Annotated in this window: 12 protein-coding genes and 1 pseudogene; 5 read left to right on the forward strand and 8 right to left on the reverse strand. The window is 47.6% G+C overall.

The window, feature by feature from the left end; all coding sequences use genetic code 11:
- From ABNT28_RS07465 to ABNT28_RS07490, 6 genes are all read right to left on the reverse strand, one after another.
- The coding region (locus tag ABNT28_RS07465) for an aldehyde dehydrogenase family protein (protein WP_348721310.1) at window positions 1-796 on the reverse strand (796 nt) is incomplete at its 3' end.
- A 1-nt stretch (window position 797) separates the two neighbouring features.
- Window positions 798-2,165 (reverse strand): glutamine synthetase family protein, encoded by a 1,368-nt coding sequence (locus ABNT28_RS07470; RefSeq protein WP_332925012.1) that lies wholly within the window; start codon window positions 2,163-2,165, stop codon window positions 798-800.
- A 54-nt stretch (window positions 2,166-2,219) separates the two neighbouring features.
- A complete protein-coding gene (locus ABNT28_RS07475) occupies window positions 2,220-3,542 on the reverse strand; it encodes a TRAP transporter large permease subunit (protein WP_348721311.1) in 1,323 nt (440 codons plus the stop codon).
- Entirely contained in the window at window positions 3,542-4,087 is a 546-nt protein-coding gene (locus tag ABNT28_RS07480) for a TRAP transporter small permease subunit (protein WP_332924436.1), read from the reverse strand. The genes ABNT28_RS07475 and ABNT28_RS07480 overlap by 1 nt, the downstream gene beginning before the upstream one ends.
- Window positions 4,088-4,158: 71 nt before the next feature.
- Window positions 4,159-5,205, reverse strand: coding sequence for a twin-arginine translocation signal domain-containing protein (locus tag ABNT28_RS07485; protein WP_332924435.1), 1,047 nt, complete (start codon window positions 5,203-5,205; stop codon window positions 4,159-4,161).
- Window positions 5,206-5,335: 130 nt separating this feature from the next.
- Window positions 5,336-6,118, reverse strand: a complete 783-nt coding sequence (locus tag ABNT28_RS07490; RefSeq protein ID WP_348721307.1) for an N-formylglutamate amidohydrolase — start codon at window positions 6,116-6,118, stop codon at window positions 5,336-5,338.
- Between the two features lie 118 nt (window positions 6,119-6,236).
- Between ABNT28_RS07490 and ABNT28_RS07495 the strand changes: the two genes are divergently transcribed.
- From ABNT28_RS07495 to ABNT28_RS07510, 4 genes are all read left to right on the forward strand, one after another.
- Window positions 6,237-7,109, forward strand: coding sequence for a MurR/RpiR family transcriptional regulator (locus ABNT28_RS07495; protein ID WP_332924433.1), 873 nt, complete (start codon window positions 6,237-6,239; stop codon window positions 7,107-7,109).
- A gap of 260 nt (window positions 7,110-7,369) precedes the next feature.
- Window positions 7,370-7,708 (forward strand): P-II family nitrogen regulator, encoded by a 339-nt coding sequence (locus ABNT28_RS07500; protein WP_013044980.1) that lies wholly within the window; start codon window positions 7,370-7,372, stop codon window positions 7,706-7,708.
- A gap of 101 nt (window positions 7,709-7,809) precedes the next feature.
- Window positions 7,810-9,219: a type I glutamate--ammonia ligase gene (gene glnA, locus ABNT28_RS07505; RefSeq protein ID WP_348721309.1), complete on the forward strand. Its 1,410-nt coding sequence runs from the start codon at window positions 7,810-7,812 to the stop codon at window positions 9,217-9,219.
- A gap of 142 nt (window positions 9,220-9,361) precedes the next feature.
- A complete protein-coding gene (locus ABNT28_RS07510) occupies window positions 9,362-10,018 on the forward strand; it encodes a hypothetical protein (protein WP_332924431.1) in 657 nt (218 codons plus the stop codon).
- 76 nt (window positions 10,019-10,094) lie between these two features.
- Here the strand turns inward: ABNT28_RS07510 and ABNT28_RS07515 are convergent, their stop codons facing one another.
- The gene (locus ABNT28_RS07515; protein ID WP_332924430.1) at window positions 10,095-10,667 is read right to left on the reverse strand and encodes a hypothetical protein; all 573 of its coding nucleotides are present in this window, start codon (window positions 10,665-10,667) and stop codon (window positions 10,095-10,097) included.
- A 5-nt stretch (window positions 10,668-10,672) separates the two neighbouring features.
- Complete coding sequence (locus ABNT28_RS07520; protein ID WP_332924429.1) at window positions 10,673-11,155, reverse strand: YMGG-like glycine zipper-containing protein; 483 nt, start codon at window positions 11,153-11,155, stop codon at window positions 10,673-10,675.
- Window positions 11,156-11,335: 180 nt separating this feature from the next.
- Here ABNT28_RS07520 and ABNT28_RS07525 point away from each other — a divergent pair.
- A pseudogene (locus ABNT28_RS07525) lies at window positions 11,336-12,073 on the forward strand (ATP-binding protein); the annotation flags it as partial.
- Window positions 12,074-12,176 lie beyond the last annotated feature (103 nt).

Below are 12,176 nucleotides of genomic sequence, written 5' to 3' on the forward strand. Positions count from 1 at the left end.
CGCAACAGCATTGCCCCGAATTAAACATCGCACCATCAATCAATGTATCGACCGCCGCATCCAGATCGGCATCTTCCATAACATAGCCAGGGTCTTTGCCGCCAAGTTCTAGGCCCAGCCCGGTAAAGGTACCTGCCGCCGCTGTTTCAATATGTCTGCCCCCGCTTACCGAACCGGTAAAATTGACAAAGCCGAACGATTTGGCCGCGATCAGTTCAGCTGTCACATCATGCCCTAAAAACACATTCTGAAACACATCTTCGGGTATGCCGGCGGCGTGAAACGCCTGTGCCAGCCTTTCACCTACTAGCGGCGTTTGCGACGCATGTTTCAACATCACCGCATTACCTGCAATCAAGGCTGGCGCTACCGTATTGATCGCTGTCATATAGGGATAATTCCAAGGGGCAATGACCAGCACGACGCCATGCGGTACGCGCCTAATATAGCGTGTAAAGCTGTCACTATCCTCAATTGTGATGGGGGCAAGCGCCTGTGCGGCAATATCGGCCATATAGCTGGCCCGTTCGTTAAAGCCGCCAAATTCACCGCCATAGCGTACTGGACGTCCCATCTGCCATGCCAGTTCAGGGATAATGTCGTCATTCATCTCACCAATATGCTCTACCGCATCGCGGATAATCGCCACCCGTTCGTCAAGCGGGCGCGCTGCCCATGCCCTCTGGGCTTGCTTGGCGCGTTTGACAGCCGCAAAGGCTGACGCCTTTTCCATCAGGGGGCGCTCGGTATAAATCGATCCGTCGATCGGTGAAATACATTTCAGATATGATGACATGTCAGCCTCGTTCAAATCCACGGGCAACTTCATAATCCGTCACTTTGCGGTCAAAATCTTCCTGTTCCCAGCGTGCGGCGCGGACATAGTGATCGATCACATCGTCACCCATTGCGCTACGTAGCATATGCGACCCATCAAGCGCGGCCGTGGCTTCACGCAGGGTTTCAGGGATCGACCGTGCTGACTCGGCATTATAGGCATCACCGTTAAATTCTGGCTCTAGCTTGTGTTTGGCATCAATTCCTGCCAGTCCGGCGGCTAGCTGTGCCGCCAATGCCAGATACGGATTCAGATCCGATCCACCAACACGGCATTCAACGCGCACACCTTTGGTATCGGGTGCCACCACACGATAGCCCGCGGTACGGTTATCAACAGACCAAATCGCCTTAGTCGGTGCAAAGGTGCCTTTGGCAAAGCGCTTGTAGGAATTGATATAAGGCGCCAGGAAGTAGGTAACTTCACTAGCATGGGCAAGCAAACCCGCCAGATAATGTTGCATCAATTCGGACATGCCATTTGGAGCGGATTCATCAAAAAAGGCTGGCTTACCATCCTCGGTCCATAATGACTGGTGAATATGGCTGGAAGACCCTGCCGCATCATGATGCCATTTGGCCAGAAACGTTACCGCGCGGTCATTTAAAAAGGCGATTTCCTTTACCGCATTTTTGACCAGCACATGCGTATCCGCCATCGATAAAGCATCCGAATAATGGATATTTATTTCCGCCTGACCGGCATCGGCCTCGCCTTTGGTGTTTTCAACCGCCACACCTGCACCAAACAACCCATTCCGGATCTGGCGCATCAGTCCTTCTTCCTTGGTGGTCTGGAAAATATGATAATCCTCGTTATAGGCGCTGATCGGGGTCATGTCGCGATAGCCTTTGTCGCGCATCGCATCAAAGCTTTCACGGAACACAAAAAATTCCAGTTCGGTCGCACTGGCTGTTTTCAGCCCGTAATCGGCCAGTCTTGCCAGCTGTTTTTTCAATACCGAACGCGGCGCATGCGGCACCAGATCATGCGTATGATGATCCAGCAGATCACACAGCACCAATGCCGTTCCATCAAGCCAAGGTGTCAAGCGCAACGTATCCATATCGGGGCGCATAATGTAGTCACCATAGCCAGACTCCCAGCTTGTTGACTTATAGCCTTCGACTGTCTCCATTTCCATGTCGGTCGCGACAAGATAATTACAGCAATGCGTTTCTTCCCATGCGGTTTCGACAAAATATTGCGCATGAAACCGTTTACCCATCAAACGTCCCTGCATATCTGGAAAGGCGGCAATGACTGTATCAATTTGTCCGTCGGCAACCTGCTTTTTTAACGCGTCAAAGGATAGATTAGGTTTCATAAGCTGTTATTCCCTTTTCAAATGCCACACAATCAGACTGGCATAGTGATCGATTTATTTATTATAGACATAGTCTGGTAACCACAGCGCAATTTCTGGAAACACCATGACCATAATCAGAGCCAACACCATCACGAATACGAATGGGATGACCGACCGGTAAATATCAATGATGCTGATACTAGGCGGTGCCATCGCTTTCATCAAAAACAGATTATACCCGAATGGCGGCGTCATATAGGCAATCTGACAGGTAATTGTATAAAGCACCCCGTACCACACAAGATCAAATCCCAAAGCTTTGACCAGCGGCACGTAAAGCGGCGCCACAATAACCAGCATCGCCGTATCATCCAGAAACGTCCCCATCAGCAAAAAAGATAATTGCATCAGAATGATAATCACCCGTGGGTTCAAACCTAGCTGACCAACAAATAGATTTTCCAATGCGCGTCCGGCACCCAACCCATCAAAGACCGCACCAAAAGCCAGGGCCGCCAGAATGATCCACATGAACATGCATGAAATACCCAATGTTTTGCGCATTGAATTTTCAAAAACCTCGCGCGACATCCGCCCACGAAGGCACGCGACGACAAACGCCGATACGGCACCAAGAGCCGAGCTTTCCACCAGACTGGTCCAGCCATTTACAAACGGAACCATCATCGTCACAAAAATAAAGACCGGAAGCAAACCTGCCCGCAACAGACGCATTTTCTCAGCCATTGGGATATTCAGTTCGTCGTCTTTCAGCGCAGGCCCCAGATGCGGTTGCAACCGGCATCTGACCGCAACATAGACAATAAACAGAAATGCCATCAGCAATCCAGGAAACACACCCGCAAGCCATAATTGCCCGACAGGCTGACGCGCAATCATCGCATATAATACCAGCACAACCGACGGCGGCACCAGAATACCCAATGATGATCCAGCCTGAATGACACCCGTAATCATTAATTTGTCATAGTTACGCTTCAGCAATTCCGGCAAGGCAATCGTTGCACCAATGGCCATGCCCGCCACTGACAAACCATTCATCGCCGAAATCAATACCATCAGGGCAATTGTGCCTATTGCTAGGCCACCGTTTATGGGGCCCATCCAGACATGGAACATGCGATACAGATCATCGGCGATACGGCTTTCCGACATCACATAGCCCATGAAAACAAACATCGGCAGCGTCAATAGCGGGTACCATTTCATCAATTTCATCGACGCGGTAAACCCAAGCTCCGACCCACCAGTGCCATAAAGGAAGAAGGCCGAAACAACAGCTACAAACCCGATCGCGGCAAAAACCCGTTGCCCGGTCATCAACAACAACATCATCGACGAGAACATTAATATGGCAATCGCTTCGTAAGACATCATGCGTCTCCCACATGATCTGATGAATCATGCTTTGATGCGTCATTTTTTAATGATTTGATTTTGATAATGTCACGGAAAAACTCTGCAACGGATTGTAGTAACATCAAAACAATCCCTACGACCATGACCAGTTTGACCGGCCACATATAGGGTTGCCACGCTGAATAGCTTCGTTCGCTAAATTGTAATGAATAGGACAGGCTGTTAATGCCACCATATAAAAGAAAACATAAGAACACGAAAAGACAAATGACGGTGATCGCGTCAATACATGCCTTTTCGTAATCGCTTTTGCGCCCATAGATCAGATCCATGCGCACATTACTGCCCATCTGGATCGAATATGGGCCGCCAATCATATAATAACCGACCATGACAAACTGCGCTAACTCAAGCGTCCATAGCGAAGGGCGGAAAAATACTTTTGAAATAGATGACCAGAATAAAATAGCCAGCATGACCAGCAACAGATACATCGCAAAACGGCCAAACCTATAATTCAGCTTGTCTATCGTCGCGACATAAGAATGGAGTAGATGCACTGGCTCTGACCTTAGATAATGAAAAACTCACTAAGCCTGACAATGCAGACTTAGTGAGCGTAGCAGATATTTTATGAGAACGAATATGGAATACCGGCCGAATTAATAACTTTCCGATAATCACGGAAAATATTAACAATCTTTTCGGCGGTTTCTCCAGTTTCTGAGATTTCTTGCCAGAATTTATCGGCAGCATCTTCAACCTGGCGCCATTCATTCTGTGGAATAGAGCGAAGCTGAAGCTTGGTGCCTGTTGCCCTTAGCTTGGCTTCACCACCCCAATACCACTGATTACGGTAATGATGTCCACTCTCAATTGCCGACATGACTACACTTTGCAGATGCTCCGGCAGATCAGCCCAACGCTTTTCATTGACAAAGAACGATCCAATCCAAGCACCTGAAATATTGTTGGTCAGGAAGTAGTCAGTAACATCCGCCCATCCAACAGTATAATCTTCGGTGATACCTGACCATGACATGCCGTCCAGCTCGCCTGTCTGAACCGCCACTTCAGTATCCTCATAAGGAATCGATACTGGCACAACACCAAACTGACTCAGGAAACGACCAGCAGTCGGGAAGGTGTAAAGCTTCAGACCATCAAGATCGGCAAGGCTGGTGATTTCTTTCTTTGTGTTAAAATTACACGGGTCCTGACCTGCGGCTGACAGCCACTTAACGCCGCCAACCTTTTCATAGGCCTTGGTCCAGATATCTGCCAGACCATACTGGTTAAACAGAACTGGTACATCCAGTGCATGACGTGTTGCCATTGGGAAATATCCACCGAACACACGCACTTCAGCTGGAGATGCCATTGAATCGTCATCCGAATGAACAGCGTCAATGGTACCCGTCTGCAAAGCACGGAACAATTCGCCAGTTGGCACCAGCTGATCGGCATAATAAAGCTCAATTTCAAGCTCGCCTTTGGCAGCTTCATTGATCTTGTCAATAACCGGCTTTGTTACATGCTCACCTAGTGCCGCTCCCGCATAAGTTTGGAAACGCCATTTGATGGCCTGTTGCGCGTGGATCGCCGGAGCGCCCAACGTGGCTGCTGCGCCAACAACAGCCGAACCACCTAGAAATTGTCTTTTGGTAATTTTCTTCATTTTCTTCTCCTCTTTGGTTGTTAAATATTTTCAAAGTCACTTAATTTTCAACATCGTGTTTGCGGTCACTTAAGACCAATTCATCACAAACAAACGTCATCTCTGGCCAGAATAACAGCAATACTCCCCCTCATGCGGCCACCTCATTTTTATCAAGTTTGCCAAGGGCATCACTAAGTAAAGCCGCAATCATGCTGGCAATCTCTTTCTGTTTGGAATCACTACTCAAAAGCACGTTACTGATTTCCAGCATCACATTCAGACAGCCATTGTTTACGCCATGTTGCTTTAGCGTGTGCGTAACGCCATCCTGTGGGCCATAGGGTTTATTGCGCATAACATTCAGCTTTGTATGAGTTGATGCATGTTCAAGCATGAGATCGGCAAGGCGGCTGTCACTATCATGCAGAATACCAAATTCAACATCACGTGCTTGACCATTATAAATTGGTGTAAAGCTGTGAATCGTGACCAGAATCGGCTTATCTGGCATCGATGCAATTGTATCAGCCAACAATGTCTTAAAAGGATCATAAAACCACGCAATACGCCGCGCTCGTTCATTGTCGTCGATATTCTCATTGCCCGGAATCACCCTGCCCTCGCTTGACGCGGGCATCGCGTCAAGCGCCTTGGGAGGACGGTTACAATCATAAATGAGCCGCGATATATTGCTATGCACCAGACGCGCATCAAGCAAATCAGCAAGATGACAGGATAGTTCCAGTGCACCCGGATCCCATGCAATATGGCTTTGCTTGGCATCCTCTGGCAGACCCAGCATCGCATAGTCAGCTGGAATGAAATTTGACGCATGCTCACAAACAAGAAGCACAGACGATGTCGCTTGCGGGTTTACCAACGTGGCAGCCTGCATGGCATCTTTTGCAAAAATGTTATTGGGCAAAACCATTGCGCAACTCCTGTATGAAGATAATTCTTCATCTTCATGCAACCTGTCAAGAAATTTACTGAAAAAATTTCTTCATATCTACCTACAATGTGTTGTAATTTACATTTGGAGGCAGAATGTGACCACTGATTATCTCACCGTAGCTGAGCGACTCAAAAGCCAGTTTGACAATCTGACACGCGCCGAGCGACAGCTTGCATCCTGTATTCTGGAAAATTATCCGGCTTCGGGTCTTGGGACGATCACCACGCTTGGCAAACGTGCGGATGTGTCAACACCAACCGTTGCCCGCATGGTTCAAAAGCTCAATTATTCTGGCTTTCCCGATTTTCAGGCAGCCCTCCGCATGGAAATTGAGGCCAAGATTTCCGATCCGATTACCAAACGCGAAACATGGGCCGAAAAAGCACCAACTGGGCATATCTTGAACCGTTTTACCGACGCGGTTATCAGCAATATCAGCCAATCACTTGGCCAACTTGATACCGAAACCTTTGACCAAACATGCGCGCTTGTTGCAGATACCAAACGCCGGGTATTTATCGTTGGGGGACGTATAACACGGGCTTTGGCTGATTATATGTTTCTGCATCTTCAGGTCATCCGACCTGATGTGACGCATATCCAGTCAATTTCAAACGCATGGCCACATTATCTACTTGATGTGAATGAAAATGATGTTGTGATTATTTTCGACATCAGACGCTATGAAACCAGCACTTTGAAACTTGCCGAGATCGCGGCTGAAAAAGGCGCCAAAATTGTCCTATTCACCGATCAATGGGGATCGCCCGTAGGTAAATTTGCCACATACAGCTTTACCAACCAGATCGCTGTGCCATCAGCATGGGATTCGTCAGTCACTAATCTTCTATTGCTTGAGATTATGATTGCCGAAATTCAAGAGCGAATCTGGCCAAACACGCGCACACGCATGGAAAACCTTGAAGATATGTTTGATCGCACACGCTTTTTCCGCAAATTCACCTAAAGCTTAGGTGATGCCTCCAAAGCCAACTTTGCACAAAATTTAAGCAACCTGCTTATTGTAGTGGCATTTTCCTTAAAATCAGCTATCACGCACCTGTCACGGCTAACGCTGGTCTTGTTATGATCATGTTAAACTAAGATTGTGATTTGTGTGGGTGATGATCTGGATGCATTTGTAAAACAGATTACAGATACGTAACTAACTGACAAACATACCAACAAGCCGATCATATTGGCAGGTTGAAAACCGAAAGCTGCATTATGAAAAAAATCGAAGCGATTATTAAACCGTTCAAGCTGGACGAGGTTAAGGAAGCGCTCCATGAGGTTGGCATTCAGGGCATAACCGTGCTTGAAGCCAAAGGATTTGGCCGCCAAAAAGGACATACAGAATTATACCGCGGTGCTGAATATGTCGTGGATTTTCTGCCCAAGGTAAAAATCGAAGTGGTAATCGAAGATAGCATGCTTGAGCGTGTTGTTGATGCCATCCAGCAAGCTGCCCAGACCGGACGTATCGGTGACGGCAAAATCTTTATTTCGACAATCGACGAAGCCATCCGAATCCGTACCGGTGAACGTGGCGGCGACGCTGTTTAACCCTAATTGAAACGCCGGCGGGCTATCTCGCCGGATCAAAACCAATTTTGCCTTATGACAATCCACAGGCAAATGACCCAAAGACATGAAAGGATACCAGTATGTCTGACGCAAAAGCTATCATGGAAATGATCCGTGAAAATGATATTACCTACGTTGACCTTCGCTTTACTGACCCGCGCGGTAAAATGCAGCACGTAACCCAGCACATTGACACAATTGACGAAGAAACTTTGGCCGAAGGCTTTATGTTCGACGGTTCGTCAATCGGGGGTTGGAAAGCCATCAATGAGTCTGACATGACCTTGATGCCAGATCTGTATCGTGCTTATATCGACCCATTCTTTGCCCAGCCAACTTTGGCACTGTTCTGCGACGTGCTTGAGCCAGGTTCAGGCGAAGCCTATTCACGTGACCCACGTAGTACAGCCAAAGCCGCTTTGACTCATATGGAGGGTCTTGGCATTGCCGATACCGCTTTTTTTGGTCCAGAAGCCGAATTCTTCATTTTTGAAGATGTTAAAATCGACGTATCAATGAACCGTGCCATGTATCAGGTTGACTCGGTCGAGGGCCCTTACAACAGTGCCACCGATTACCCTGAAGGCAATATGGGGCATCGCCCTGGCGTTAAAGGTGGTTATTTCCCGGTACCCCCGCTTGATAGTGGCCAGGACATTCGCGGCGAAATGCTGACCGTTATGGCTGGCATGGGTGTTAAAGTTGAAAAACATCACCATGAAGTGGCACCGTCACAGCATGAGCTTGGTGTGAAATTCGGCACCTTGCTGGAAACAGCTGACAATATGCAGCTTTATAAATATGCCGTGCATCAGGTTGCCCATGCCTATGGCGTGACCGCAACCTTCCTGCCAAAGCCGATCGCTGGCGATAATGGCTCGGGCATGCATGTGCACCAGTCACTGTGGTCAGATGGCAAGCCTTTATTTGCTGGCAATGGTTATGCTGATCTGTCTGAAAGCGCACTTTATTACATCGGCGGCATCATCAAACATGCCAAGTCGCTGAACGCTTTCACCAACGCGTCAACCAACAGCTACAAGCGCCTGATCCCGGGTTATGAGGCACCTGTGCTTTTGGCCTATTCGTCAAAGAACCGCTCTGCATCATGCCGTATTCCGCATGTGAATTCGCCAAATGGCAAGCGCGTCGAAGTCCGTTTCCCGGATGCCACCGCGAACCCGTATCTGGCGTTCTCGGCTATGCTGATGGCTGGCCTTGACGGTATTCAGAACAAGATTCATCCGGGCGATGCCATGGACAAGGATCTATATGACCTGCCTGCCGAAGAGCTAAAGCAGATTCCGACAGTATGCGGATCATTGCGCGAAGCCCTTGAGTCACTTGACGCTGACCGCGCCTATTTGACCGCGGGTAACGTGTTTACCGACGATCAGATCGATGCCTATATCGAGTTGAAGATGGAAGAAGTCATCGCGCTGGAGCACACACCGCATCCAGTCGAATTCCAGATGTATTACTCATACTAATTTCTGCCCTACGCAGAATAAACAACCTGAACGAAAGCCCCGGATCGCTTACGCGCTCCGGGGGTTTTTTGTTTGGGTAAAACTAAAAATTAACCTTTTTGTGTTTTTATCAACAAACCAAACACAAAATGGAGCAGTTTTTATGGAAGAGCTACTACTTGCGGGAATAGTAATTTTTTGCGTCATGTTGCTCAAAGTGATTTTTTCTAACTCACAGCAGGAATTGGACGATAGTCATAATGATGACTCTGGCCTACTGAGTGAGGAAGAAAAACACGAAATCCTAGACCATCTCGCACAGGGAAATATTGCTCATCATTTCGAAACCAGTTTAATCTTAAAGAAAAACGAAAAACTGATATTTTCCCTTCCCTCAGTCTCATATTGCGAAGAGAGGGTTGTCCGACGCAAAGGTGTAAGTCAGGGTATCTCATTGAGAGTTGCTCGGGGCATTTGGCTTAGAACTGGAGGGTTCCAGTCGGCATCCGAAGAAGAAATTAAAGAGTTGGATATTGGAGAATTATCCATCACGTCCAAACGACTGGTTTTCTTCGGATCATCGAGAAGTCTAGAATATCAACTTGGAAAGATAAACGCGGTTTCAGGACATGGTGACACCCTAGCTATAAGCCGATCAGGAAAAAGCAAAGTTGAGTATTTCGTCGGTGTTAACAGCGCAATTTGCTCATTACCTGACAAACGTAACAAGACAGACCTTGAGAGCGACCGATTGAACTTTAGGTTTCAAGGCGAACATCTCGCAGAAGCAATTGAAAAAAACGTGGCAGGTGTGATCTAGTGTAGTTGATTGCCGACACCCAATTTCCTGTTATCACAAATATCTGAATTGGAAGCCTTTGTTTAAGAAACACTTCCTAATATGGTTTGCAATATCGATATAGTTCATCTTCAATATCACTGAACCCTTCAATTGGAATTTTGAAGTTGATATATCCTGCCTCTCTATCACTAGAGCGACCAATGAGCCGTTTTCCTGATCTAATGTTATTTATAAACTGGCTAGCTTTTCGATGATTATACAGCATCAAATAGTTCTCATTGGTTTTCATTAATGTCTTTTGTGGTGACCTTTTATCCACTCGATATTCAATATTGCGCGTGCCATCACCGTTTATTTTCTTGTTGGTAAGAATAACGACATAAGGCTTGGTATTTGCCTTGTCACATTTGATCACAAGCATGTCATTTGTTTTCTGCTGCATAGTCTGTGAACCAATGAGAACAATTCCACGTTTTCGTGAAAAATCATCTTCAACATCATCGACAATTGTGTTTAGGACAACCCTCTCCTCATCGGTAAAATCATCAACGATCAACCTAACTTGCCAATCTTTATATGTCTGGATAGATACCTCAGCGATTGCCGAACTCGAAAAAGCAACCAAACCTATCACAATAACTTTAGACAGACTTACAAACTTGCACATTAGCATCACCCCCCGCCAAAGCCTTCGGCAGATAGGATTTTATAGCCTCGGTCATTCATGCATCTGTCAACAACTCCCGTTGGGCCAAATTTGGCAATAGTTCTTGAATAGTCAATGTTACTGGCACCTGACGCCGCGCCAATCGCACCGCCATAAATTGCCCCTGCAGTTGCCGAACGGCCAGTGTGATAATCATTTGTATCACCAACAACTTGTCCAATCACGGCTCCAGCCAATGCGCCAATCAGTGCCGATTTCTGGGCTTCCTCAATTTCCTTTTTGCGTTGTGCTTCATAAGTTGCCTGCACCCGCATTCCCAACATCCGGCATTCATCCAGATCCTGATGATATGTAGCTACATCATAGCCCTGCCCTTTGACATCGATCACTGGTGCATAACCGGAAATATCAATGCTGGCTGACTCAGATGCACACCCGGCCAATATAAATAATGCCGCCACGGCACCAAATTGTTGCTTAAATGACATTTAGTCCCCCTGAAATTTGTTTTCGCATTCAGAATAGCAACCAAATTTTAAAAAAACGTTAACCCCACGACCGCAATATATGGCGGTAGGCCTTTATATTCATCCCAACATACGGTACACATGGATAATCTTGCAGATGGCGGCCTACCGCATCCTGTTTTAACCTGATATGAGATGAATATGTCTGACCTGTTTGGCAATGCGGCATCTGATGACAATTACGATGCGTCGAATATTGAGGTGCTTGAAGGGCTGGAACCGGTGCGCCACCGGCCAGGCATGTATATTGGCGGCACTGACGAACGCGCCTTTCATCATCTAGCGGCTGAAATTCTGGATAATTCGATGGATGAAGCGGTGGCGGGGCATGCCAACCGGATCGATTTTCATCTTCAAGCGGCCAACACCTTGTCAATCCGTGACAATGGCCGCGGCATGCCAACTGGCAATCATCCCAAATTTCCCGATAAATCGGCGGTTGAGGTGATCATGACCACCTTGCATGCGGGGGGAAAGTTTTCCGGCAAATCCTATGCGACCTCTGGTGGTTTGCATGGTGTTGGCGCATCGGTAGTGAATGCGCTATCCAGCGCGCTGATGGTTGAAATCGCCCGTGACAAAAAGCTGTATCAGCAGTCTTTTTCCCGTGGCAAACCTTTAGGGACTCTGACAGAAATTGGCGGCGCACCAAATCGGCGTGGCACCACAGTGACCTTTACGCCCGATACCGAAATCTTTGGTGAAAAGGCACATTTCCGCCCCTCTACCTTATACCGGATGGCACGATCAAAGGCCTATCTGTTTGCTGGCGTTGAAATCAGGTGGCAATGCGACCCTGCCTTGCTGGCCGAAAATGATCCGGTGCCTGCCGAGGCCGTTCTGCATTATCCGGGCGGGCTTGCCGATTATCTGAATGACGCGACACGCGACAAGGCATTGATGGTTTCGACGCCATTTGCCGAGCTTGCCGAGATCGGAAGAGCGTCGTGTAGGGAAAGAGTGTAGATCTCGGTGGTCGCCG

Origin of the sequence: uncultured Candidatus Puniceispirillum sp., assembly GCF_963979125.1 — a bacterium.
Lineage (GTDB): Bacteria > Pseudomonadota > Alphaproteobacteria > Puniceispirillales > Puniceispirillaceae > Puniceispirillum.